Genomic DNA, 23,523 nt, shown 5'->3' with positions numbered 1-23,523 from the left:
GTGTGCGGTTGGAGATAGGGGGAGCACGGTGAACAAGCTGGAGTACACGCTGGTAGAGCGTCCTCTTGTGGAACAGCTCAAGAGGATGGGGTGGATGCATCTCGAGGGCGCTCCGATTAATGCGGTGCTCCCGATCTACCCCTCCCTGTCCGGACGGAACAGCTTCCATGAAGTATTGCTTGAGGGCAAACTGCGGACCGCGCTTCGCCGGATCAACCGGGACCAACACGGTGCGGAATGGCTAGATGACGCTCGGATCGACTCGGTGGTCAATGCCCTATCGCGGATATCCGCGCACAGTCTGCCGGAGGCCAACAAGCAGGCCACCAAGCTGCTGCTCGAGGGGGTACCGGTCGAAGGGACGCCCGACTGGGACGGCGGCAAAACTCAGGTGGTGCACTTCATCGACTGGAAAAACCCATCGACCAACGAGTTCACTGTAGTCAACCAGTTCAGGGTGAATATTCCGGGGGACTATGAGCCGATCGTGCCGGATCTGGTGCTGTTCGTGAATGGCATCCCGCTGGTGGTGATCGAGTGCAAGGAACCCCGGGCCAGCACCCTGGCCAAGGCGGTCGGGCAGCTCCGTAGGTACGCTGAGCAGGTACCGAGCAAGAGCCGCATCGGGAACCAGAAGCTCTTCCATACCGTGCAGCTCACGGTGGTGACCAGCGGCGAGGATGCCAGGCTCGGTACATTCACTGCGGACTATGAGCGCTATGTGCCATGGCGTGACACGTACCCGCTGACCAAGGACGAGCTCGGCGTGCAGCTGGGCAAGGCAGCCAAGCAGCTCAGCCAGCAGGAGATCCTCGTGGCCGGCGTGCTCGACCCAAGCAGGCTGCTGGCGATCGTGCACGACTACGTAACGTTCATGACCACCGATGAGGGCAGGACCGTCAAGGTAGCGCCCCGCTACCAGCAGTTCCGGGCGGTAGAGAAGGCCGTGCACCGGCTGCGCACCGGCAAGACCCGCAGGCAGGACGGGTACGCCGATCGACGCGGTGGCATCGTCTGGCACACCCAGGGTTCGGGCAAGAGCCTCACCATGACGTTCCTGGTCCGCAGGCTGCGCTCCTGCGATGACCTGGCCAACGTCAAGATCGTCGTGGTCACCGACCGTACTCAGCTGCAGGACCAGCTCAGCGCGACCATGCAGCTCAGCGGTGAGAAGGTGGACACCGCGAAGTCGGCGGCCCGCGCCAGGGGCATCCTGGGCCGGCACGGTCCGGGTGTGGTCTTTGTGATGATCCAGAAGAACCAGGACAGTGCCGCTAAGGGCCAAGGACTGACGGCGCGGACCGTGCTGGGCGAGATCAACGCCGATGAGTCGATAGTGGTGCTGATCGACGAAGCACACCGTTCGCACACCGCCTCCCTGGGTGCCAACCTTCGTGAGGCGTTGCCGAACGCGGCGAGGATCGGCTTTACCGGCACGCCGATCATGACGAGGAAAGGACAGCGCAAGACCAGCATCGAGCTGTTCGGTCCGTTCATCGACAAGTACCGGCTCAGAGAGGCCGAAGAGGACGGCGTGATCGTGCCGATCCTGTACGAAGGGATCAAGGTCAGGGGCGCTGTCCGGGACGGGCAGGACCTGGATGAAATCTTCGAGGACGAGTTCGAGGACCTCACCGAGGAAGAGCGTGAGCAGCTCCAGCGGCGCTGGGCAACCAAGGGCCAGGTGTCTGCTGCACAGCAGCTCATCGACGTCAAGGCCAAGCACATGCTGCGGCACTACGTGGACAAGGTGCTAGCCGACGGATTCAAGGCGCAGTTGGTGGCGCACGACCGGGACGCTACCCTGCGCTACCGAGAGGCGCTCATGGACGCCCGCGACGAGCTCGTGGCCACCGTGGAGAAACTCTCCGAAGCCACGCTCCGCAGGCCAATCGAGGAACTGCGGCTCACACAGGCGCGGCTGGTAAAGGCCCACTCGCATCTGAACCTGCTCAAGAGGATGGAGTTCGTTCCGGTGATCTCCAAGGGGGACGCCGAGGACGAGCACCGGTATGCCGAGTGGACCGACGAGGCCAAGCAGAAGGCCTGGATTAACGGCTTCACCCGGCCCTTCGGGGAGAACGACATCGGCTTCATCATCGTGAAGTCGATGCTGCTTACTGGCTTCGACGCCCCGATCGAGCAGGTCATGTACCTGGACCGGAAGCTAGCTGAGCACGACCTGCTGCAGGCGGTGGCCCGGGTCAACCGCACTGCCGACCGCAAGGAGTGTGGCTGGGTCGTCGACTACCGTGGTGTGGCGCAGAACCTGGTAGAAGCACTGCGGATTTTCGCTTCCGAGGACTTCGACGCCGATGACAGTGCCGATGTGTCAGAGGCGCTGCGGGATGCTCACACTGAGATTAATAGGCTGGAGCCTCAACGCCAGCGGCTGCGGATGATGTTCCGCAATCCGGAGGACATCGAGCGGTGCGTGCAGGAGCTGGTCGACCCTGAACTGCGGGACCGCTTCAATGTCGAGCTTGCCCGGTTCGCTAAAACCGTCAACACCGTACTGCCTGACCCGGCAGCGAAACCGTACCTGCCGGATCTGAAGCGGTTCATGGTCATTAAGGTCACCGCGACGCGACGCTACCGGGTCGATGATGGCGAGTTCGACCCTGGAGCCTATGGGGCGAAGATCCGAGCGCTGATCGATGAACACATTACCTCGCTTGGTATTGAACAGCAGCTTCCGCCGATCGCACTAACCGCATCGAATTTCGCCGAGCGGGTCGAGGCGATGACTGGCGGTTCTCGAGCGAAGGCCAGCGAGATGGAACACGCTATCCGGCACCACATCACCGTGCACCGCGGTGAGGACCCAGCACGTTACCAGCTACTCAGTGAGCGGCTAGAGAAGATACTGACCGAGCTGAAGGATGACTGGGACCAGCAGGTGCTCGCCCTGCGTGACCTGATCATCGAGGTCACGCAGGAACATCAGGAGAACCCGCACGGCCTCAGCGAGGTGGAGACCAGGCTGTATGGCCTGATTCTGAGCGAGCTGGCTACCTCCGCCGAGGAGGCACAGGATCAGCGATACGCCGAAATCGCCCGAGAGGTCCACCAAGTGGCGGCGCAGACCATCCACCGTCGCGACTTTTGGATGAAGCGAGTGGACCAGGAAGATTTCCGACTCGGCATCTTTAACCTTCTGTATCAACGTGAACTGGGTGATTACCGGGCGCTTGATCAGCTCGCTGGCAAGCTCCTAGAGGTGATTAAGCACAACCGGCAACGCATCCCTCGGAAGTGAGCCTGGCATGCTGGTGACCGTGAGTGATTTTTCCGGAGTGTTGCGCGTCGGTGATCTTGAGGTCGTCGTGTCAGTCAGTGATCGCCGCAAGAGCGTGCGCCTCACCGTCGAGCGAGATGCCTCGGTCACCGCGGTTACCCCGCCGCAGGTCTCGCGAGACGAGCTGGTCAAGATAGTTGAGGCTAAGCGTGCCTGGCTGTATAGCAAGCTCGCCGAGCACCGAGAGCTCGGCCCGGTCAGGCCTGCCAGGGAGTATGTGGCCGGGGAGGGTTTCCCCTACCTTGGCCGGTCCTACCGGCTGCGGATTGTTGGCTCAGGAAACGAGGTGCGGCTGATCCGCGGCCGTTTGGAGCTACACAAGGGCGGCGGTGCCCGCGAGCTTGTCCACTGGTACTGCCGGGTGGGCGAGCCCTGGTTGAAGCGCCGCATCGGACCTTGGGCTTCCCGGATGGGCCTGGAGGTGACCGGCCTACGAGTGCAATCACTAGGCTATCGATGGGGTTCTTGTTCCCATGATGGACGGGTCAACATCCACTGGGCCACCATGCAACTGCCACCCACTTTGATTGACTACGTGCTCGTACACGAGTTGGCCCACCTGCGGCAGCGCGACCATAGCAAGGATTTCTGGCGACTGGTCGAGCAAACAATGCCTGATTATGAGGACCGTCGAGAACGCCTCCGCCATCTCGGACCCGACCTTTGGATGCCTGATCAAGGACGATGACGGGATGCGCGATCCGAGACGCGGCAGCGTGCCCACTGATCTGGTGGACCAGTCGTGGACGAGGGCACCCTGAACACGCCGTCGGGTGCCTCTGACCAGTACAGAGGCAGATGACTTAAGCGCCCTCCGGAGCCGTGTGCGCAGGTTCGAATCCTGCCGGGGGCACCCATATGAGGTGCCCAGAGACCCCGCCGTCAGCGACTAGCTGAGGACAGGGTCTTCGCGTGTGTGCGGGCTGGGTGGCGATCGGGGCGACGGGCCGCTTCCGCATGGCGGCTGCTGGTCGCCGTCGCCGGTGGGCTGGCCGTTCATGTCCTCGCCGGGTCGGCGGGGGTCGTGTTCCAGGCATAGGTCCGGCCTTGCGGCGTCTGGTGGGGTGAGCAGCGGCGCCCGCAGAGCTTTGTCACTTTCGCCCCATGTGCACCGTTGTTCTACCGTGGAGAGGAACGGAAGCACGCTGCTCACCCCCTCACCCCCATCGAGGTGACGGTCATGACGGAGACCACTCAGCGCAGGCAGCAGGACGGGGCCTCGGCATCGCAGGGGCACACGGGTGCTCCCGAGACCCGGGGCAGCACAACCATCGCCGATCCGGTCGTCGCGAAGATCGCCGGGATGGCCGCCCGGGAAGTACCGGAGGTGCATCACCTGGGTGGCGGGATGACCCGGGCCATCGGTGCTGTGCGCCAGCGTGTGCCGGGCACCGGTTCCGGCAGTGGCGTCACGCAGGGCGTGAAGGTGGAGGTCGGGGAGCGTCAGGCCGCCGTCGATCTCAACGTGGTCGTCGAGTACGGCGCCTCCATCGCCGACACGGCCGCCGACATCCGGAGCAACGTCATCAACGCCGTGGAGCGGATGACGGGCTTGGAGGTCGTGGAGGTCAACATCGCCGTCGACGACGTCCATCTGCCGGACGAGCCGGAGGACGAGGGCGAGGAGCCCGAGTCCGGGCAGGGGAGCAGGCGCGTGGCCTGAGCACTTGTGGCCTGAGAGCTTGTGACCGAGGGCTTGTGGCCTGAGCACTTGTGACCTGAGGGCCTGTGGCCTTAGGGCTGCTTGTGGCCTTAGGGCTGTCGTCTCAGGACACCGACGGTGGCGCGCCGGGGGCGGCGGTGATGCGGGTGTGTTCGCCGTGCGGGCAGTGGACGGTGCGGTCGCCGAGGCCGAGTCGGTCGGCCTCGGCGAGGAAGGCGGACAGCGGTGAGCGCATGACCGTGTAGTCGCCGTAGTGCACCGGCAGGATCAGGCGGGGGCGCAGGCGGCGGGCCAGTTCCGCGCCCTGGGCGCCGTCCATGGTGACGACGAAGCCGCCGGGGAGTGTGGTGCCGCCCAGGTGGAGGACGGCCAGGTCGGCGGAGGGGAAGTGGCGGGTGATCTCGTCCAGGCCGTCGTGGAGCACGGTGTCGCCCGAGACGTAGAGGCGCAGGCGGGGCGGGCCGGCGGTGGGGCCGAACTCCAGCATGCTTCCCATGACCGGCGGCAGCAGCCCGCGCAGTGCCGGGTGGCCGGCGTGGCGGCCCGGCAGGGCGGTCACGGTGACCTGGGCTCCGCCGCGTTCGAGGGTGAGGGACGTCCAGGTGCGCAGGCCGGCCGTGCGGGGGAAGCGGTGCAGGACGCGCAGGCGGCGGGCCGCGTGCGGGGTGGTGAGGATCGGCACCGTGTGGTCCAGGTGCCTGCGGGCCCGGCGGTCCCAGTGGTCGCCGTGCAGGTGGGAGAGCACGATCCCGTCGAGGCGGGGCAGTTCGTGCACGTCGAGGGCCGGTTCGGTGAGACGGCGGCTCAGCAGGCCGTAGCCGAGGTAGGCGTACTGGCCCCGGTGGAGGAAGTTCGGGTCGGTGAGCAGGGTGAGCGGGCCGTACGTCAGCAGCACCGTCGCGTTGCCGATGAAGTGGACGTCGAGGGTGTCGCCGTCGGTGGCACCCTCGCCCGCGGTGTCGGCGACGGTCGTGTCCTCGCCGGTCGTCGTCCCCTCTTGGGCGGAGTGGGGCGGGTCCGTGGGCTCGTCCGTGGGGCGTGGCATGGCGCTCTCCCGTCTCCCCCTGGGGCGGAGTACCCGTGCCGAAGCCGGCCAGTCCGCGCGGGGCGCGTGCGCGGACCGGCGTGCCTCAGGCCGAGCGTTTGCGGGGCGTCGACTTCTTCGCCGGTGTCTTCTTCGCCGTGCTCTTCGCCGCCGTCTTCTTCGCGCCCTGGGCCGACTTGGCCGTCGACTTCTTCGACGAGGCCGTCGTCTTCTTGGCGGCGGTCTTCTTCGCCGTGGACGTCGACTTCTTGCCGCCGGTCTCCTTGGGCGCCGCGCGGGACGTCTTGCGCGGCAGCGGCTTGACCTCGGCGTGGTCCCCGGCCTCCTCGCCGCGGGACTCGCGGGCCGCGCGGACGCTGTTCTCCAGGGCCGCCATCAGGTCCAGGACCTTGCCGCCGGCCGCGGGCTCGGGCGCCTGGGGCGGTGCCTCGCCGGCGGCCTTCGCGGCGATGACCTCCTCGACGGCCTCGCGGTACTCGTCGTGCAGGTCCTCCAGGTCGACCTCGCCCAGGGTGTCCATCAGCGCGTCGGCGAGGTCCAGCTCCTTGTCGCGGACCGTGACGTTCGTGTCGGGGGCGAGTCCCTCCGGGGCGCGGACCTCGTCCGGCCAGAGCAGGCCGTGCATCGCGATCGCGTCGCCGACCACCCGGAGCATGCCCAGCCGCTCCCGGCCGCGCAGGGCGAACTTGGCGATCGCCACCTTGTTGCTGCGCTTGAGCGCCTCGCGCAGCAGGGTGTACGGCTTGGCCGCCGGGGCGCCACTCGCCTGGAGGTAGTACGCGGCGTCCATCTGGAGGGGGTCGATCCGGTCGGACGGCACGAAGGCGACGATCTCGATCGTCTTGGCCGTCGGGATCGGCAGGCTGGACAGGTCCTCCTCGGTGATCGGGATGATCGTGCCGTCCGCGTCCTCGTATCCCTTGCCGATCTCCCCCTGGGTGACCTCGCGGTCCTCCAGTTCGCAGAATTTGCGGTAGCGGATGCGGCCGCCGTCCTCGGTGTGGATCTGGCGGAAGGAGATCGAGTGGCTCTCGGTGGCGTTCACCAGCTTGATCGGAATGCTGACCAGGCCGAACGAGATGGCGCCGTTCCATATGGATCTCACGTGCAGCACCCTTCCGGTCACGCTCGGGAGTGTTTGTCACGGTTTGCGTGGGATTCTTATCGTATGGCGCCTATCACAGAGGTGGAGGGGCGACGGCTCGCGCTGAGCAATCTGGAGAAGGTGCTGTATCCCGCCGACGGCTTCACCAAGGGCGAGGTGCTGCACTACTACGCGACCGTGGCCGACGTCCTGCTGCCGCATCTGCGGGACCGGGCGGTGTCCTTCCTGCGGTATCCGGACGGGCCGGACGGGCAGGTGTTCTTCACGAAGAACGTGCCGCCGGGTACGCCCGACTGGGTCACGACCGCCGAGGTGCCGCGGGTGGAGGGGCCCTCGCGGATGGTGCTGGTGCAGGATCTGCCGAGCCTGATGTGGGCGGCCAATCAGGTGGCGGAGTTCCACACCCACCAGTGGCTGGTCGGGACGCCTGACGAGGCCGACCGGATCGTCTTCGACCTCGATCCGGGGGCGCCGGCGAGCATCGTGCAGTGCTGCGAGGTCGCGCTGTGGCTGCGGGAGCGACTGGCGCGGGACGGCATCGAGGTCTATGGCAAGACCTCCGGCTCGAAGGGGCTGCATCTGCTCGCGGCCGTGCGCGGGGCCTCCTCGGAGCGGGTGTCCGAGTACGCCAAGGAGCTGGCCGTGGAGGCCGAGAAGGCCATGCCGCGGCTGGCGCTCCACCGGATGACCAGGAGCCTGCGCCCCGGGAAGGTCTTCGTCGACTGGAGCCAGAACGCCGCCCGCAAGACGACGGCGGCGCCGTACACCCTGCGGGCCCGTGCGGAGCCGACCGTCTCGGCGCCGGTGACCTGGGAGGAGATCGAGGAGTGCCGGGCGCCGGGTCGGCTGGACTTCCACGCGCGGGACATCGCGCCGAGGGTGCAGGACTTCGGGGACCTGCTGGCGCCGCTGCTCGACGGGGAGCGGGCCGGGGAGCTGCCGTAGCAGGTGCGGTGTGCGGGGCTCGGAGCCGCCGCCTGCCGTGGTCCGTCCGGCCCGGACAGGCGCCAGCCGGTGGAGGCCCCATGGCCCCGGCGGGCCCGGCGGACCCTGTGTGCCCGGCGGACCCGGTGGGCCTGCGACCCGGTGGGCGGGCGGACCTGGCGAGCCCTGCGAACCCGATGGGCCGGCGGACCTGGCCAGCCCTGCAGACCCGATGAGCGTGCGGACCTGGCGACCCCTGCGGACCCGGTGGGCCGGTGGACCTGGCCAGCCCTGGTGGCCCCCGCCCGGACCTCTCCCTCAGACCCTCCCCCACGTGTTCCGGTCCCTGGCCATCGCATGGAGGGCCTCCACGTCCGCCGGTTTCAGGACGCCGCCCTGATGGGACAGGGCGTCCAGCTGCGCGTCGGTCAGGACGCGGACCTCGCGAGGAGCCGTGGGGACGGTCACCGCCGCCGGGTCCACCAGGGCGAGGACCGGGCGGACCTCGGCCGTCAGGGCGTAGGAGGCCCGGTCGGCGGCGGCGCGGACGGCGCGCAGCAGGGGGTGGGGGTCGCGGCGGCCCACGGTGACCATGGGGTCGGCGACGGTCACGCGGTGCCTGCGGGCGTGCAGCGTGTGCAGCGCGAACAGGCCGCCGGGGCCGATCAGCAGATGGTGGATGCGGTCGCCGCCGGGGAGCGGCACCGAGTGCAGGGCGTGCCAGCCGGCGCCGTCCAGCCGGTCCAGTGCCTCCCCGATCGTCTGCTCCGCCTCCAGGGCCCGGCGGCGCGGGTCGGGCCGCAGCCTGCGCGCCGGGCCGGGGTCTCGGTCGAGGGCGACGAGCAGGGCCTCCCCGGGACGGTTGGGAGCCAGGTCGTCGTCGGGGTGGAGGGTGAGGCGGGCCAGTTCGGCCGGGGTGGGGACGGGGGGCGGGCCGACCGTCACGGGGCCGGTGATGAAGGGGCGGAGGGCCCTCATGACGTCGTCCTCGCGGTCCGCGCCGAGCAGGTTGACCCGGGCCGCCTCACGGTCGTACCAGGCGATGTTCCTGCCGTCCGGGAGGCTGACGTACAGCCGCTCACGGCCGTGCCGCCAGGTCGGTACGACGCGCAGTCCGTCCATGCAGCATCACCCCCGACCATGGGAACAGGCGGGGTGCTGCCGGTGCAAGAACCCGGATACCGTGGGGAGGAGTCGGGCCTGCCGGCGGATCGGCCGCCGGGAGGACGCCGTGCCTGGTCGACGCCGCGCGGGCCCTCGGGCGGTGAGGGTGGGGAGGCGCCGTTGCGTACCCGCAGTGAACCCGATGTGCCGACTCCCCGGAGTCCGTGGAACGAGATCGTCCCCGGGCTGTGGATGGGTGGTCACGAGTACACCGTGTCCCAGGGCCATCCGGAGTTCGCCGTCGTACGGGACGAGTTCGACCTGGTGCAGACGCTGCTGCGGCTGCCGGGGCACGGGCCGGACCCGGGCGTCCCGCACCACGTCTGGCCGATCCCCGACGGGCCGCTGGACGGCACACAGCTGGCCGGGGTGATCCGGCTCGCGGAGGCCGCGTGCGAGGCGCTGGACGCGGGCCGTACGGTCCTGGTCCGCTGCTTCCACGGCTACAACCGCTCGGGGCTGGTCGTCGCGCACGCGCTGATGCGCCGGGGCAGCTCCGCCGAGGCGGCGATCCGGCTGATCCGGGCCCGCCGCTCGCCCTGGGCGCTGCACAACGACCTGTTCGTCGCGTACCTGCGGGCGGGGCTGGCCACGGCCCGGCTGCTGGAGGAACTGACCGAGTAGCACGGCACGGGGCGCCCGCGCGTCCCCCTCGCGCGCAAATGGGACTTCCCCGCGAATAAGGTGTACGCGGCCGACGGTCCTGTCCGCCACGTGAGGAACCGTGAACCGTAGGAGTGCAGTGCCCCGCAGTCGCCCCCGTAGCCGACCCGGCCCGCGTGAGCGCCGCCTCGGCCGGGCCGTCCGCCGGGCCGTCGCCGGGGTGCTGGTGCTGGCGGCCGCCGCGGGCTGCGGGAACGCCGGGGAGCTGGAGGGCGCGGGGCCGACCCCGACGGCGGTGGGTCCGGCGCGGCTCTGGCCGGAGCTGACCCCGGCGTCGAGTCCGGCCTTCGAGATCGGCGAGGTGAACACGGAACCGGTCAAGGGCGTCCGCGTCCCCGCCGACGGTGACATCCGCCGGGTGGACCCGGTCCGGATCGTCCAAGCCGAGATCGACGCGAACCCCGGCGACTACGCCGGTGACAAGGCGCCCTACCGTGACACCGACCGCCGGATGGCCGACTGCGCCGCCGGCCCGGGGCGCGGGAAGTGTCCCGTTCTGCGGCCGTACTACCGGGACCTGACCGGTGACGGGCGCGACGACCTGACGCTGGGCTTCCGGCTGCTGCCCGGCAAGACCACGGCCGTGCGCGTCTACACCGTCGACCAGCGCCGGCTCATGCAGGTGATGGCGTGGGAGGACGCGCTCAGCGGTGTGGAGCTGGCGGGGCGTTCCCTGGTCATCCGGTCGCCGTCGGAGGTCGCGGGCTACGAGTACCGCCTGCAGTGGACCTGGGACCGGGACCAGCGGGCCATGCTCCTCACCCACGACGAGATGCTGCGCACCGGCCCGCGGGGGCACTCCCGGCGCCCGTCCGCCTCGCGCTCCGCCTCGCCGTCCGTCTCGCCCTCCACCTCGCCGTCCCCGTCGGTGTCGCCCTCCGCGAGCGGCGGATGAGAGCCGTGCTGCCCCGGTGGTCCGGGACGCTCGCCGTGAAGGCCGCCGTCTTCATCACGGTGATGTGCTGTGCGCTCGCCGCCCTGCTCGGCGTCCTGGTGCACGTGCAGGTGACCAACCAGACGGTCGACCAGGCCCGTGAGCAGGCGTTGCAGCGGCTGGCGCAGGCGACCGAGCGGTACGAGGCCGGGGATGCGCTGCGGCGGGACGCCGGGGTGGACCCGCCGGGGCTGCCGGGGTCCCTGCGGGAGCTGGCGGTCGCCGGGGACCGGGGCACGATGGTCGCCGACCGGGAGGGGCGTCCCGTGATGTGGGCGGCGGGGCCCGTGGACGGCGGCCGGGCCCTGGCGGTGGCGGTCGACTACGGGCAGCAGGCGCGCACCATCGACGGTCTGGACCGGGCGATCCTGTGGTCGTCGGGGCTGGCGATCGGGGCGACGCTGCTGGTCGGCTCGTTCGCGGTGACGCGGGTGACGCGGCGGCTGCACACCACGGCGCTGGTGGCCCGGCGGATCAGCGCGGGCGATCTGGACGCCCGCGTGAACGACCCCCGCACCCGTCCCCGCCCGGAACCGAGGGACCGGGCGCACCCGGACGATCGGACGCACCCGAAGGACCCGGCTCGCGCGAAGGACCCGGCTCGCGCGCAGGACCCGGCTCGCGCGCAGGACCCGCGGCGCCCGAAGAACCCCGCTCGCGCGAAGGACCCGCGGCGCTGGAAGAAGACCCCGGTTCGCACGAACGATCCGGCCCGGGCGACGGACCCCCCGAAAGACCCCCCTCGCCCCAGGGTCTCCGCCCGTCCGCCGGACGAGGTGGCCGCGGTCGCCGCCGCGCTGGACTCCATGGCGGCGTCGCTGCAGGGCAAGCTGCTCGCCGAGCAGCGGTTCACGGCCGACGTCGCGCACGAGCTGCGCACCCCGCTCACCGGACTGCACGCGGCGGCCGAGCTGCTGCCCCCGGGCCGGCCGACGGAGCTGGTGCGTGACCGGGTGGCGGCGCTGCGCACGCTCACCGAGGACCTGCTGGAGATCTCCCGGCTGGACACCGGGCGGGAGCGGCTGGAGCTGGACACCGAGCGCCTTGGTCCGCTGGCCGAGCGGGTGGTGCGCGCGTCGGGGAGCGGCACGCGGGTCGTCGTCGTACGGGACGTGGCCGTGGAGACGGACCGGCGGCGGCTGGAGCGGGTGCTGGGGAACCTGGTGGCGAACGCGCACAAGCACGGTCGGGGGCCGGTGGTGCTGACCGTGGACGGTCCGGTGGTCACCGTCCGGGACCACGGGGACGGCTTCCCGGAGTACCTGGTGGCGCACGGGCCGCAGCGGTTCCGTACCGAGGGCGGCGCCCGGGGGCACGGGCTCGGGCTGACGATCGCGCTGGGGCAGGCGGAGGTGCTGGGGGCGCGGCTGGAGTTCGCGAACGCCCCGGACGGCGGCGCGGTGGCGACGCTCGAACTGCCGGTGGACTGAGCCCGGCCGCGCCTCCTTCGGCCCACTGTGAGGGGCGCCCCCGCCAGGCCGCTCCTAATGTGGCGAATAGTCAGCTTCGCCACTTTCGCCCCCACATGGAGGTAACCCCATGGCCCTGCGCTCCCGCCTCTGCATAGTCACCGCCGCCGCCTTCCTCGCCGCCGCGGCCGCCGTCACGCCCGCCGCCGCCGCGCACGACGACTGGGACGTGACCGGTGGCACCGGCGGAAACGGCGGCAACCACCACCACGACCCCACCGGCGGCAACGGCGGCGACCACCACGGCAAGCACCTCTACAAGGGCGTCGTCACCGCGAACACGCTGGCGCTGCGCAGCGCGCCGAACCGCGGTTCGCAGGTCATCCGGTACGCCCACAAGGGCGAGGTCGTCTCGATCTTCTGCAAGACCGGCGGCGAGACCGTGAAGGGCAACCCGCTCTGGTACCTCCTCACCGACGGCACCTGGGCCTGGGGCGCGGCCCGGTACATCGACAACATCGGTCCCGCGCCACGCTGGTGCTGACACTCCGTCAGCCAAAGGCACACAAGACGCACTGTTTGGGTAGGTTCCGGACATGAGCAAGGCCGGAATCACCGTGGCGACGGCGGACCCGCCCGCGCCCGCCGTCCGCCGTCTCCCCCGGCGCCGGGGCGTCGAACTCGCCCTCATCGTCCTGGCCGTACTGCTGTCCGTGTACGGCTACTGCGCCGTGGGCCTGGCCCGGCACGGGACGCTGCCGCCCGGTGCGGCAGGCTACGGCGCCGGGCTCGGCGTGCTGGCGCTGCTGGCCCATCTGGCCGTGCGCCTGCGGGCCCCCTGTGCCGATCCGCTCCTGCTGCCCATCGGCGTGCTGCTCAACGGTCTCGGCCTGGTCCTCATCTACCGGCTCGACCTGGAGACCCCGGGCGACCGGGCGGCACCGGCACAGCTGGTGTGGTCGACGCTGGGGGTGGCCCTGTTCATCCTGGTCGTGCTGCTGCTGCGCGACCACCGGGTCCTGCAGCGCTACACCTACGTGTGCGTCGTCGCCGCGCTGGTGCTGCTGACCCTGCCGATCCTGTTCCCGGCGGTGAACGGGGCCCGCATCTGGATCCGGGTCGCCGGGTTCTCCATCCAGCCGGGCGAGTTCGCGAAGGTGCTGCTGGCGGTGTTCTTCGCCGCGTACCTGGCCGCGAACCGCAACGCCCTGGCCTACACCGGCCGCCGCGTCTGGCGGCTCCAGCTGCCCACCGGCCGGGTCCTCGGCCCGATCGTCGCCGTCTGGCTGGTGAGCGTGGGCGTGCTGGTCCTGGAACGCGACCTCGGCACCTCGCTGCTCTTCTTCGGCCTGTTCGTGGTCCTGCTCTACGTGGCCACCGGCCGCACCGGCTGGATCGCGGTGGGGCTGCTGCTGGCGGCGCTGGGCGCGGTCGCGGTCGGACGGCTGGAGCCGCACGTGCACGGCAGGATCGAGACGTGGCTGCATCCCTTCGCCTCCATCGAGGCGGGCGAGGGCGCGAACCAGCTGGCGCAGTCGCTGTTCGCCTTCGCGGAGGGCGGCCTGCTCGGCACGGGCCTGGGCCTGGGCCATTCCGTCCTCATCGGCTTCGCCGTGAAGTCCGACTTCATCCTGGCCACGGCGGGCGAGGAGCTGGGCCTGGCCGGTCTGTCCGCGGTCTTCCTGCTGTACGGCCTGCTGGTGGAGCGCGGCTTCCGGGCGGGTCTGGACCTGCGCGAGCCGTTCGGCCGGCTGCTCGCCGTCGGGCTCGCCTCGCTCGTGGCGCTCCAGGTGTTCGTGATCGCGGGCGGGGTGACCGGGCTGATCCCGCTGACGGGCATGGCGATGCCGTTCCTGGCCCAGGGCGGCTCGTCGGTGGTGACCAACTGGGCGATCGTGGCGCTGCTGCTCCGGGTGAGCGACTCGGCCCGGCGGCAGTACGACGGGCAGGACCCCCGGTGACCCGGCACATCCGGCACGCAGGTGTCTTCTGCGCCCTGCTGCTGGTGGCCCTGCTGGTGAACGCGGCCCGCGTCCAGGTCGTCCAGGCCCCCGAGTACGACCGCAACCCGGCCAACCGGCGTCCGGACATCAGCCGTTGGGAGCGGCCGCGCGGAGACATCCTGGTCGGCGGCCGGCCGGTCACCGGCTCGAAGGACACCCGCGAGCACCTGCGCTACGAACGCACCTACGCCGACGGCCCGTTGTACGCCCCGGTCACCGGCTTCGCCTCCCAGCTGTACGGCACGACGCTGCTGGAGGACGCCGAGGACGGGGTGCTGTCCGGTTCGGACCCGATGCTCGCGCCGTTCCCGCTGTGGAACGACTTCACGCGGGCGCGCAGCTCCGGCGGCCATGTCGTGACGACGCTCGACCCGGCCGCGCAGCGGGCGGCGTTCAAGGGGCTCGCGGGCCTCAAGGGCGCGGTCGCGGCGGTGGAACCGGCGACCGGCCGGATCCTCGCCCTGGTCTCCGCCCCTTCCTACGACCCCCAGCCGCTGTCCGGGAACGGGACGGCCGCGGCCCGGGCCTGGGCGCGGCTCACCGCGGACGAGGACCGTCCGATGCTCAACCGGGCGGCGCGGCAGACGTATCCGCCGGGCTCCACCTTCAAGGTCGTCACAGCGGCCGCCGCCCTGGACGCCGGGGTGGTCACGGACCTCGACGCGCCGACCGACTCCCCCGACCCGTACACGCTGCCCGGGACACGGACCCGGCTGAAGAACGCGTCCCGGGGCTGCGCGGACGCCTCCGTGCGCAAGGCGTTCACCCTCTCCTGCAACACCGTGTTCGCCAAGCTCGGCGTGCGGGTGGGGCTGCGGGACATGACGGCCACGGCACACGCCTTCGGCTTCAACAACGGTGAGCTGGCGATCCCCTTCCCGGTGGCCCGCTCCACCTTCGACACCACGCTCGACCGGGCGCAGCTGGCCCTGTCGTCGATCGGGCAGTACAACACCCGCGCCACGCCCCTGCAGATGGCGATGGTGGCGGCGGCCGTGGCCAACGGCGGCCAGGTGCGCGAGCCCTATCTGGTGGAGCGCACCACCCGGCCGGGCGGGAGCGTCCTCGCGACCGCCGGCTCGCGCGGGGTGCGCCAGGCCATGTACCCCTCGACCGCGGCGCGGCTGCGCGGTCTGATGCGGGAGGTCGTGGAGGAGGGCACCGGCCGCCGGGCCGCGATCCGCGGGGCGAAGGTCGGCGGCAAGACCGGCACCGCGCAGCACGGCCTCGGCAACTCGGGGATGCCGTACGCCTGGTTCGTCTCCTGGGCACAGGGGCCCCGGGACCTGACGCCGGGCGTGGCGGTCGCGGTCGTCGTGGAGGACGCGGAGGAGGAGCGCCGGGACATCAGCGGCGGCGGGGACGCCGCACCGATCGCGCGGGCGGTGATGGAGGCGGTGCTGAAGTCACGCGACCGCGCGCCCGGTTCCTGACGTCGCGCATCCGACTCGTGGCCCGCGCACCCGGTCCCTGGCCCGCGCACCCGGCTCGGGGACGGCGGCGGCCCGCTCAGCCGTCGGTGCCCCGCCCGGCTTCGATGGCGTCGCGCACCTCGGCCACCCGCTCCCGCTCCTCCGCCGCGAACCGCTCGGCGTCCAGCTTCTCGGCGATCTCCTCGTCCTGGGACATGAGCAGGTCCAGGTCGGAATCGCCCATCTCCAGCACGCCCATGTCGACGTAGGCCCGCTGCAGGCGCGCGCCCCACAGGCCGATGTCCTTCACGCAGGGCACGATGCGGCTGAACAGCAGTCTGCGGAACAGGGCGAGGAACTCGGACTGCTCGCTGCAGGCCTCCGCCTCGGCCCTCGGGATGCCGAAGTTCTCCAGCACCTCCACGCCCCGCAGCCGGTCGCGCATCAGGTGGCAGCCCTCGACGACGAACTCCTCGCGCTCGCGCAGCTCGGCGTCCGTGAGCTGCCGGTAGTAGTCCCGCAGGGCCATCCTCCCGAAGGCCACGTGCCGGGCCTCGTCCTGCATCACATAGGCGAGGATCTGCTTCGGCAGCGGCTTGTCCGTGGTGTCCCTGATCATGCCGAACGCGGCCAGGGCCAGGCCCTCGATCAGCACCTGCATGCCCAGGTACGGCATGTCCCAGCGCGAGTCCCGCAAGGTGTCGCCCAGCAGCGACTGGAGGCTGTCGTTGATCGGGTACAGCATGCCGATCTTCTCGTGCAGGAATCGGCCGTAGATCTCGGCGTGCCGGGCCTCGTCCATGGTCTGGGTCGCCGAGTAGAACTTCGCGTCCAGGTCGGGCGCGGACTCCACGATGCGGGCGGCGCAGATCATCGCGCCCTGCTCGCCGTGGAGGAACTGGCTGAACTGCCAGGAGGCGTAGTGCCGCCGCAGTTCCCCCTTGTCCTTCTCGGTCATCCTGGCCCAATGGCGGGTGCCGTACAGGGACATCGCCTCGTCCGGGGTGCCCAGCGGGTCGCAGGGGTCGACCTCCAGCTCCCAGTCGATCCGCCTCTGCCCGTCCCACTGTTTGTCCTTGCCCTTCTGGTAGAGGGCCAGGAGGCGGTCGCGGCCGTCGTCGTACTCCCAGGTGAAGCGGGCCGCGCCGGTCGCCGGGACCTGCCAGGCGGGTTCTTCCGATTCCATGGCGTACTGGTCGAAGCTCGGCATGTCCCGCAGGCTCACACGAAGTAGACGCCGGGTCAACAAGTCGCGCACGAGGGATTGACGGCGTTGCTGACAGGCAGTCTCATAAAAGGGACGGTGACGTGTGCACAACGAGGTGGGCAGCGATGACGACCCTGACGGAAGCCGACGCGCTCGACGGCCTGCGCGACGCCCTGGGCCTGCTGAAGGACCGGGAGCAGGTGGCCCAGCGGCTGCTCGACTCCTCCGCCAAGCACTCCTTCGACCCGGACGAGGAGCTGGACTGGGACGCGCCCTTCGAGGAGGGCAAGTGGTTCTGGCCCCCGGAGCTGGTCTCGCTCTACGACACGCCGTTGTGGAAGCGCATGGGCGAGGAGCAGCGCATCCTCCTGTCCCAGCACGAGGCGGCCGCCCTGGCCTCCCTGGGCATCTGGTTCGAGATCATCCTCATGCAGCTGCTGGTCCGGCACATCTACGACAAGGCGGCGACCAGCGCACACGTCCGCTACGCCCTCACCGAGATCGAGGACGAGTGCCGCCACTCCAAGATGTTCGCCCGGCTGATCTCCCACGGCGACACGCCCTGGTACCCGGTCAGCCGGGTCCACCAGCAGCTGGGCCGCCTGTTCAAGACCATCTCCACCACGCCCGGTTCCTTCACGGCGACCCTGCTCGGTGAGGAGGTCCTCGACTGGATGCAGCGCCTGACGTTCCCGGACGAGCGCGTCCAGACCCTGGTCCGTGGCGTCACCCGCATCCATGTCGTCGAGGAGGCCCGCCACGTCCGCTACGCCCGCGAGGAGCTCCGCCGCCAGATGGTGACGGCCCCCAAGTGGTCCCAGGAGTTCACCCGCATCACCTCGGGCGAGTTCGCCCGGGTCTTCTCGGTGGCGTTCGTGAACCCGGAGGTCTACACGAACGTGGGCCTCGACAAGCGGGAGGCCCTCGCCCAGGTGAAGGCCAGTGGCCACCGCCGCGAGGTCATGCAGACCGGCTCCAAGCGGCTCACGGACTTCCTCGACGACATCGGCGTCCTGCGGGGCGTGGGCCGCCGGCTGTGGAAGTCCTCGGGCCTGCTGGCCTGAGCACCCGGGCGGGCCGCCACCCCGGCTCGCCCCACCTTCCGGCCGGCCGGCACGGCCACGCGCCCGCACCCGCCGTCGTACGGAAGGGGCCGTGTCGGGGGGTGTCCTCCGGCAGCGGTTGGCGCGTCGACGGACAGCGAGCCGGTTCGCAACCCCATCGCGCCGTTCCGAGGACGGACACCCCCCGGCGCGGGCCCCCCCCCCCCCCCCCCGGCGGGGGCGCCCCCCCCCCCCCCGGCCCCCCCCCCAGCCCCCCCCCCCCCCCCCCCCCCCCCCCCCCCCCCCCCCCCCCCCCCCCCCCGCCCGCCCCCCCCCCCCCCCCCCCCCCCCCCCCCCCCCCCGACCCTCCCCCACCGTCAGGCGAAGACGCTCCCCCACCGGCAGCCCGCCCTACCCGAGCCCCCCACCCCGACGCCCCCACCCCGTAAAATCGACCTCACTGTGTCTGACTCCGCGAACACCCCCGAATCCCCCCTCCCCCACGCCCCGGGCGCCACCCAGCCCACCCGGGCCAAGGGAGAGCCGCGCTTCCCCGACGGGCCGAAGGCCGACCCCGCCGGGTCGCACTTCGAGCGGCGGATCCGGAGTTTCCAGCCCCGGCGCAGCCGGGTCACCGCCGGTCAGGCGGACGCGCTGCAGCGCCTGTGGCCCAAGTGGGGCCTCGACATCGACGGCAGCCGAGCCCTCGACCTGCCCGACCTCTTCGGCAACGACAACCCCGTCGTGCTGGAGATCGGCTTCGGCATGGGCGAGGCGACCGCCCAGATGGCCGCCGCCGACCCGGACACCAACATCCTCGCCGTCGACGTCCACACCCCCGGCCAGGGCAACCTCCTGAACCTCGCCGACCGCAACGGCCTGTCCAACGTCCGCGTGGGCAACGGCGACGCGATCATCCTGCTCCGCGAGATGCTCACCCCGGACTCCCTCGACGGACTGCGCGTCTATTTCCCCGACCCCTGGCCCAAGAAGCGGCACCACAAGCGCAGGCTCATCCAGCCCGAGTTCCTGACGCTCGCCGCGACCCGTCTCAAGCCGGGCGCGCTCCTGCACTGCGCGACCGACTGGGAGGAGTACGCCGAACAGATGCTCGACGTGCTCACGGCTCACCCCGACTTCGAGAACACGCAGGCGGACGGCGGTTTCGCGCCGCGCCCCGACTTCCGGCCGCTGACTCGTTTCGAGGGCCAGGGACTGGACAAGGGACATGTCGTGAACGACCTCCTCTTCCGCCGCGTACCACACGCGGACCAACCCCCCGCCGGCGTCTGACCGCACCGCACCGCCCCTGGCACCTCTCCCGCCTGCGGACAGCGCCCCTCCGTCGTTAGGGTCAATGCCGTGGCCACCTGCCCCCCACACCCGTCGTACCCCAGCGCTCCCACCGACGGCGCCCCCACCGCCGGCCCGCTGCGGCACGCCCACTGGTGGCAGCGCCCCTGGGTGCGCTACGGCGCACCGACCACACTCCTCGCGATATCCGGCCTGGTCATCCTCGCGCTGGTCCGGGAGGAGACCGGCACGGAGGGCTTCCTGGTCGGGCTCGGGCTGGCCCTGCTCCCGGTGCCCCTGCTCATCGCCTCGTTCCGCTGGCTGGACCGCGTCGAACCGGGCCCCTGGCGCAACCTGGTCTTCTCCTTCGCCTGGGGCGCCTGCGCGGCGGCGCTGATAGCGATCGTCGCCAACAGCTTCGCCACGAGATGGATAGCGACGGCGACCGCGGACCCGTCCAGCGCGGACACACTCGGCGCGACCGTGATAGCGCCGGTGGTCGAGGAGACGGCCAAGGCGGCGGCCGTCCTCCTGGTCTTCCTCTTCCGCCGCCGCGACTTCACCGGCATCGTCGACGGCGTGGTCATAGCCGGCGTCACCGCGACCGGCTTCGCCTTCACCGAGAACATCCTCTACCTGGGCACCGCCTTCGGCACCGACCAGCTCACCGGCGGCAGCGGCATCGCCTCCGTCACGGCGGCCACCTTCTTCGTCCGCATCATCATGTCGCCGTTCGCGCACCCGCTCTTCACGGTCCTGACCGGTATCGGCTTCGGCGTCGCGGCGCTCTCGGCGGACCGCCAGCACCTGAGGCGCGTCGCCTTCCCGCTCGCCGGGCTGCTGCTGGCGATGGGCATGCACGCGATGTGGAACGGCTCGTCGTCGTTCGGCGAGTACGGGTTCTTCGCCGTCTACGCGGCGTTCATGGTGCCGATCTTCGGGCTGCTGACGTGGCTGGTGATCTGGACGCGGCAGCGGGAGCTGCGCACGGTTCGGACGGAGCTGCCCGCCTACGCGGTCGCGGGCTGGCTGGCCCCGGCCGAGCCGTACGCGCTCGGCTCCATGCGGGCACGCCGGATCGCCCGCCAGTACGCCCGCCGGCACGCAGGGAAGACGGCGGCACGGGAGGTGGCGCGGTACGAGGCGTACGCGACGTCGCTCGCGTTCCTGCGGCACCGGGCCCGCCGGGGCCGCGCCGGGCCCGACTTCGCCGTACGCGAGATGGAGCTGCTGGCGGCCCTGTGGCGGCGCCGGGAGGCGGCCCGCCCGGCCCTGGACCACGCGGCCCGGATCACGGCGCCTCCGGTCCCGGTGACGGCCCCGCCCTGGCCGATGCCCGGGGCGTACGGCCAAGGCCAAACGCACGGCCACACGTACGACCACGGCCACGCCTACGGTCAGATCCCCGCGTACGGCCAGATCCCCGCGTACGGCCACCCGGCGGGGTACGCCCCCCAGCCCACGCAGTACCCGGCGTACAACCCCTACAGGTCCTGACACCCGTCCGGGCACGGAAAAACCGGCAGCCCTGACGTCGGGGGGTCGTCGTCAGGGCTGCCGGTGCTTCTGCGGGCGCTCGTCGCTTACGGGTTGAGGCCCTTGCCCCGCAGCCAGGCCATCGGGTCGATGCCGCTGCTGGAGCCGGCGGCGTGGACCTCCAGGTGCAGGTGCGCCCCGGTGACGTTGCCGGTGGCGCCGACACGGCCGATGACGTCGCCCGTGCTGACCTTCTGGCCGACGCTGACGCCGATGGAGGACTGGTGCGCGTACCAGATCTCCGTGCCGTCCTCCAGGGTGAGGACGGTCTTGTAGCCGTACGAGCCGTTCCAGCCGGCCTCGGTGATGGTGCCGCTGTGGACCGCCTTGATCGGCGTGCCCGTGGGGGCGGCGAAGTCGAGGCCGGTGTGGTAGCCGGAGGACCAGTAGGCGCCGGCCTGGCCGAAGCTGGAGGTGATGGTGTACGAGGAGGTCGGCAGCGTGTACTGCTTGGCGAGGGCGGCGAGCCGCTCGGCCTCGGCCTTCTTGCGGGCCTCCTCCTCGGCCTTCCGCTTGGCCTCGGCGGCCTTGGCCTTGGCTTCCTTCTCCGCCTTGGCGACGGCCTCCGCGGCGGCCTTCTCGGCGGCGGCGGCGGCTTCCTCGGCGGCCTTGGTCTCGATCTGCTCCTGCTGGTGCTCGACCTGGGCCATGATCCGGGCGCGCAGGGCCTCGCCGGCGTTGGGGCCGCTCTGGTCGGTGTCCGCCGCGACCGTCGCGAGGTCGCTGAGCGGAGTGGCGGAGCCTTCGGGGGTGTCGTCGTCCGAGATGAGGGAACCCACCGAGGGAAGGTCCGGCACGGAGATCGACACCGGCGGCTTGCCGGTCTGGGCGCTGGCCATGCCGCCGGCGCCCACGGCGGCTATGACGCCGACGCCCAGGACGGTGGAGCTGCGGGCGAGCCCTCCGCCGCGCTGCTTGGTGACGCGATGCCGGCCACGGAGGGGACGGATGGACTCCGCGGTGGGGTTCCACTCCTGGAACGGGCCCTCGTCGGTGCGCTGACCGCCGTAGAAGACTTCGGTGTCGCGCTGTTCCGTCGCGAACGGGGCCGCGGAGGCAGGCCGGTTGGACGCCACGTGGGCGTACTCCTTTCCTTCCTTCTCGCCTACCGGGTTAGCTGACGGGTTCGGAGCAGGAAGGTCTCCTACGCGCGTATACCGGCCGTGCTGCCACGGCGGTATCCGCTCGATTCACCCCAAGTGGTGGTTCCCCGGTTCCCTTTCGGGATTCGGCGCGTGCGCACGGAGCCGCCTTCTGTGACGGCTGGGACGACCGCGCTGCGTTATCGAACGTTAATGGAGGCGCGGTGCGTATTCCAGCGGTTCCGCTTGATCATTAACCTTTTTCGCGCGGACGTACCTGCCATGACCGGCTTAAATCGGGCGAGTTGACCGCCTCTCAAGTGACAGACGGTTTTTGACGGTGTGTCAGTTGTTATGCGGAGCGGGAGGATTCGCTCACCCTGCGTGAAGAGCACCCTGCGCAGGAGAAGCGAAAGCACCGAGGGCCGGAACCCTTTCGGATTCCGGCCCTCGGCCTTCAGTAGCGGGGACAGGATTTGAACCTGCGACCTCTGGGTTATGAGCCCAGCGAGCTACCGAGCTGCTCCACCCCGCGTCGTTGTGATTCCAGTGTACGCCATGCGCAGGACAGCTCGTGCCACACCCGCCCCGGGACTCAGGACAGCAGGTGGCGGTTGGGTGCCTGGGCCCGCTCGGCGTGTTCCGGGAGCACGACGACCTCCGCTCCGGCCGCGGCCAGGAGCCCGCTGCCGTCGGCCCCCGCCACGAAGGTGTCCGGCTCGCGCCAGGCGGTGACCACCCGGCGCACGCCCGCGTCGAGGATCAGCCGGGCGCAGGGCACGGGACGGGAGGCGCGGCGGGCGCAGGGCTCCAGGCTGCTGTACACCGTCGCGCCGGGCAGCCGCGGGTCGGCCGGGTCGATCCGGGCCAGGGCCGCCTCCTCGGCGTGCACGACCGGGTCACCGCCTTCCCGGGAGTGCCCCCGGGCCAGTTCCGTACCGTCGGCGGCGACCACCACCGCGCCCACGCTGAACGCGGTGTCCGAGGGCGGGCACTGTTCCGCCAGCTCGCAGGCGAGGCTCAGCCACCGGTGGTCGGCGGCGGCGGGCAGGGCGCCGGTGCCCGGGGCGGTCGGCACGTAGCGCATGAGGACGACGTCCTCGATCCGCCGGGTCTCCAGCAGCCGGAGCCGGCCGCTCTGGTAGCCGCCGGGCCCGAAGAGGCGCGGGGCCTGCGGGTCGCCGACGAAGAGCGGGGCGAGGACCAGCTGGAGCTCGTCGGCGAGGCCCTGGGTGAGGAGCTGGGTGTGGATCAGGCCACCGCCCTCGACCATGAGCCGCCGTACGCCCCGGACGTCGTGCAGATGGGTGAGGAGCCGGCGCCAGTCGAGGTCCGGGCCGAGCGGGACCACGTCGGCGGCGATGCCGAGGGCGCGGGCGCGTTCGGCCCCGATGTCGGTCGTGTACAGCACCTTCTCGCCGCCGGTGTGCCAGAACCGGGCGTCCGGGTCGAGGTCGCCGGAGCCGCTGACGGTGACCTTGAGCGGGTACTCGGGCCGGCCGGCGGCCACCCGGGCGGAGCGGCGCCCGGGCGAGTTCACCAGCAGCCGCGGGTTGTCGGCGCGGATGGTGCCGGCGCCGACCAGGATCGCGTCGACGGACGCGCGGACCTCGTCGACCCGGTCGAAGTCGGCCGGGCCGGACAGCAGCAGACGTTCGGGGCCGGTGTCGTCCAGATAGCCGTCGAGGGAGACGGCGGCGGACAGCAGGACGTACGGGTGGGGCATCGACGCTCCGCGGCTG

Annotated in this window: 19 protein-coding genes, 1 tRNA gene and 1 riboswitch; of the genes, 13 read left to right on the top strand and 7 right to left on the bottom strand. The window is 71.0% G+C overall.

The window, feature by feature from the left end; translation table 11 throughout:
- Positions 1–28: 28 nt before the first annotated feature.
- The 3 genes from ACIGAQ_RS23450 to ACIGAQ_RS23440 all read left to right on the top strand — a co-directional run bounded on the left by ACIGAQ_RS23450 (position 29) and on the right by ACIGAQ_RS23440 (position 4,961).
- Complete coding sequence (locus tag ACIGAQ_RS23450) at positions 29–3,259, top strand: type I restriction endonuclease subunit R (protein WP_399785674.1); 3,231 nt, start codon at positions 29–31, stop codon at positions 3,257–3,259.
- Between the two features lie 7 nt (positions 3,260–3,266).
- Positions 3,267–3,986 carry a M48 family metallopeptidase gene (locus ACIGAQ_RS23445; protein WP_399785671.1) on the top strand — a complete coding sequence of 240 codons (720 nt, stop codon included), beginning with the start codon at positions 3,267–3,269 and terminating at the stop codon, positions 3,984–3,986.
- 492 nt (positions 3,987–4,478) lie between these two features.
- Positions 4,479–4,961, top strand: coding sequence for an Asp23/Gls24 family envelope stress response protein (locus ACIGAQ_RS23440; RefSeq protein WP_399785668.1), 483 nt, complete (start codon positions 4,479–4,481; stop codon positions 4,959–4,961).
- Between the two features lie 103 nt (positions 4,962–5,064).
- Here the strand turns inward: ACIGAQ_RS23440 and ACIGAQ_RS23435 are convergent, their stop codons facing one another.
- Together ACIGAQ_RS23435 and ACIGAQ_RS23430 are read right to left on the bottom strand one after the other, a co-directional pair.
- Positions 5,065–6,006, bottom strand: a complete 942-nt coding sequence (locus ACIGAQ_RS23435) for an MBL fold metallo-hydrolase (RefSeq protein WP_399785665.1) — start codon at positions 6,004–6,006, stop codon at positions 5,065–5,067.
- An 85-nt stretch (positions 6,007–6,091) separates the two neighbouring features.
- Positions 6,092–7,120, bottom strand: a complete 1,029-nt coding sequence (locus ACIGAQ_RS23430) for a Ku protein (RefSeq protein ID WP_399785927.1) — start codon at positions 7,118–7,120, stop codon at positions 6,092–6,094.
- A gap of 54 nt (positions 7,121–7,174) precedes the next feature.
- Between ACIGAQ_RS23430 and ligD the strand changes: the two genes are divergently transcribed.
- Positions 7,175–8,056 carry a non-homologous end-joining DNA ligase gene (gene ligD, locus ACIGAQ_RS23425; RefSeq protein ID WP_399785663.1) on the top strand — a complete coding sequence of 294 codons (882 nt, stop codon included), beginning with the start codon at positions 7,175–7,177 and terminating at the stop codon, positions 8,054–8,056.
- A 297-nt stretch (positions 8,057–8,353) separates the two neighbouring features.
- Here the strand turns inward: ligD and ACIGAQ_RS23420 are convergent, their stop codons facing one another.
- A complete protein-coding gene (locus ACIGAQ_RS23420; protein WP_399785660.1) occupies positions 8,354–9,157 on the bottom strand; it encodes a nuclease-related domain-containing protein in 804 nt (267 codons plus the stop codon).
- 162 nt (positions 9,158–9,319) lie between these two features.
- Between ACIGAQ_RS23420 and ACIGAQ_RS23415 the strand changes: the two genes are divergently transcribed.
- The 6 genes from ACIGAQ_RS23415 (at position 9,320) to ACIGAQ_RS23390 (ending at position 15,641) form a co-directional block, all read left to right on the top strand.
- Positions 9,320–9,823, top strand: coding sequence for a dual specificity protein phosphatase family protein (locus ACIGAQ_RS23415; protein ID WP_399785657.1), 504 nt, complete (start codon positions 9,320–9,322; stop codon positions 9,821–9,823).
- Positions 9,824–9,941: 118 nt separating this feature from the next.
- Positions 9,942–10,757, top strand: a complete 816-nt coding sequence (locus ACIGAQ_RS23410) for a hypothetical protein (RefSeq protein ID WP_399785654.1) — start codon at positions 9,942–9,944, stop codon at positions 10,755–10,757.
- Positions 10,754–12,226, top strand: a complete 1,473-nt coding sequence (locus ACIGAQ_RS23405) for an ATP-binding protein (RefSeq protein ID WP_399785651.1) — start codon at positions 10,754–10,756, stop codon at positions 12,224–12,226. Before ACIGAQ_RS23410 ends, ACIGAQ_RS23405 begins: the two co-directional genes overlap by 4 nt.
- Positions 12,227–12,335: 109 nt before the next feature.
- The gene (locus ACIGAQ_RS23400) at positions 12,336–12,749 is read left to right on the top strand and encodes an SH3 domain-containing protein (protein ID WP_399785648.1); all 414 of its coding nucleotides are present in this window, start codon (positions 12,336–12,338) and stop codon (positions 12,747–12,749) included.
- A 52-nt stretch (positions 12,750–12,801) separates the two neighbouring features.
- The gene (locus ACIGAQ_RS23395; RefSeq protein WP_399785645.1) at positions 12,802–14,166 is read left to right on the top strand and encodes an FtsW/RodA/SpoVE family cell cycle protein; all 1,365 of its coding nucleotides are present in this window, start codon (positions 12,802–12,804) and stop codon (positions 14,164–14,166) included.
- Positions 14,163–15,641, top strand: a complete 1,479-nt coding sequence (locus ACIGAQ_RS23390; RefSeq protein WP_399785642.1) for a penicillin-binding transpeptidase domain-containing protein — start codon at positions 14,163–14,165, stop codon at positions 15,639–15,641. The genes ACIGAQ_RS23395 and ACIGAQ_RS23390 overlap by 4 nt, the downstream gene beginning before the upstream one ends.
- A gap of 76 nt (positions 15,642–15,717) precedes the next feature.
- Here the strand turns inward: ACIGAQ_RS23390 and ACIGAQ_RS23385 are convergent, their stop codons facing one another.
- Positions 15,718–16,830: a ferritin-like domain-containing protein gene (locus tag ACIGAQ_RS23385; RefSeq protein WP_399785639.1), complete on the bottom strand. Its 1,113-nt coding sequence runs from the start codon at positions 16,828–16,830 to the stop codon at positions 15,718–15,720.
- Positions 16,831–16,952: 122 nt separating this feature from the next.
- On the opposite strand from ACIGAQ_RS23385, the gene ACIGAQ_RS23380 reads away from it, so the two are divergent.
- The 3 genes from ACIGAQ_RS23380 (at position 16,953) to ACIGAQ_RS23370 (ending at position 20,660) form a co-directional block, all read left to right on the top strand.
- Positions 16,953–17,891 (top strand): diiron oxygenase, encoded by a 939-nt coding sequence (locus ACIGAQ_RS23380; protein WP_311679394.1) that lies wholly within the window; start codon positions 16,953–16,955, stop codon positions 17,889–17,891.
- A 441-nt stretch (positions 17,892–18,332) separates the two neighbouring features.
- The gene (gene trmB, locus ACIGAQ_RS23375) at positions 18,333–19,163 is read left to right on the top strand and encodes a tRNA (guanosine(46)-N7)-methyltransferase TrmB (RefSeq protein ID WP_399785636.1); all 831 of its coding nucleotides are present in this window, start codon (positions 18,333–18,335) and stop codon (positions 19,161–19,163) included.
- Between the two features lie 69 nt (positions 19,164–19,232).
- Positions 19,233–20,660 carry a PrsW family intramembrane metalloprotease gene (locus tag ACIGAQ_RS23370; RefSeq protein WP_399785633.1) on the top strand — a complete coding sequence of 476 codons (1,428 nt, stop codon included), beginning with the start codon at positions 19,233–19,235 and terminating at the stop codon, positions 20,658–20,660.
- Positions 20,661–20,746: 86 nt separating this feature from the next.
- Here ACIGAQ_RS23370 and ACIGAQ_RS23365 read toward each other — a convergent pair whose 3' ends face one another.
- The 3 genes from ACIGAQ_RS23365 to ACIGAQ_RS23355 all read right to left on the bottom strand — a co-directional run bounded on the left by ACIGAQ_RS23365 (position 20,747) and on the right by ACIGAQ_RS23355 (position 23,507).
- Positions 20,747–21,775: a M23 family metallopeptidase gene (locus ACIGAQ_RS23365; RefSeq protein WP_399785630.1), complete on the bottom strand. Its 1,029-nt coding sequence runs from the start codon at positions 21,773–21,775 to the stop codon at positions 20,747–20,749.
- 11 nt (positions 21,776–21,786) lie between these two features.
- A riboswitch (cyclic di-AMP (ydaO/yuaA leader) is annotated at positions 21,787–21,943 on the bottom strand.
- Between the two features lie 299 nt (positions 21,944–22,242).
- Positions 22,243–22,316 (bottom strand) — tRNA-Met (locus ACIGAQ_RS23360).
- Positions 22,317–22,376: 60 nt separating this feature from the next.
- Positions 22,377–23,507, bottom strand: a complete 1,131-nt coding sequence (locus tag ACIGAQ_RS23355; protein WP_311688323.1) for a dihydrofolate reductase family protein — start codon at positions 23,505–23,507, stop codon at positions 22,377–22,379.
- Positions 23,508–23,523 lie beyond the last annotated feature (16 nt).

Source organism: Streptomyces sp. NPDC085932 (assembly GCF_044540525.1).
Lineage (GTDB): Bacteria > Actinomycetota > Actinomycetes > Streptomycetales > Streptomycetaceae > Streptomyces > Streptomyces levis.
The sequence above is the reverse complement of the archived record's forward strand: the minus strand, read 5'-3'. Positions and strand labels throughout refer to the sequence as shown.

What these genes read in the sequence shown, in the direction of transcription:
- ACIGAQ_RS23355 (WP_311688323.1), bottom strand. Translation starts at nt 23,507, where the DNA reads ATGCCCCACCCGTACGTCCTGCTGTCCGCCGCCGTCTCCCTCGACGGC.
- ACIGAQ_RS23445 (WP_399785671.1), top strand. Translation starts at nt 3,267, where the DNA reads ATGCTGGTGACCGTGAGTGATTTTTCCGGAGTGTTGCGCGTCGGTGAT.
- ACIGAQ_RS23385 (WP_399785639.1), bottom strand. Translation starts at nt 16,830, where the DNA reads ATGCCGAGCTTCGACCAGTACGCCATGGAATCGGAAGAACCCGCCTGG.
- ACIGAQ_RS23405 (WP_399785651.1), top strand. Translation starts at nt 10,754, where the DNA reads ATGAGAGCCGTGCTGCCCCGGTGGTCCGGGACGCTCGCCGTGAAGGCC.
- ACIGAQ_RS23380 (WP_311679394.1), top strand. Translation starts at nt 16,953, where the DNA reads ATGACGACCCTGACGGAAGCCGACGCGCTCGACGGCCTGCGCGACGCC.
- ligD (WP_399785663.1), top strand. Translation starts at nt 7,175, where the DNA reads ATGGCGCCTATCACAGAGGTGGAGGGGCGACGGCTCGCGCTGAGCAAT.
- ACIGAQ_RS23400 (WP_399785648.1), top strand. Translation starts at nt 12,336, where the DNA reads ATGGCCCTGCGCTCCCGCCTCTGCATAGTCACCGCCGCCGCCTTCCTC.
- ACIGAQ_RS23395 (WP_399785645.1), top strand. Translation starts at nt 12,802, where the DNA reads ATGAGCAAGGCCGGAATCACCGTGGCGACGGCGGACCCGCCCGCGCCC.
- ACIGAQ_RS23435 (WP_399785665.1), bottom strand. Translation starts at nt 6,006, where the DNA reads ATGCCACGCCCCACGGACGAGCCCACGGACCCGCCCCACTCCGCCCAA.
- ACIGAQ_RS23420 (WP_399785660.1), bottom strand. Translation starts at nt 9,157, where the DNA reads ATGGACGGACTGCGCGTCGTACCGACCTGGCGGCACGGCCGTGAGCGG.
- ACIGAQ_RS23440 (WP_399785668.1), top strand. Translation starts at nt 4,479, where the DNA reads ATGACGGAGACCACTCAGCGCAGGCAGCAGGACGGGGCCTCGGCATCG.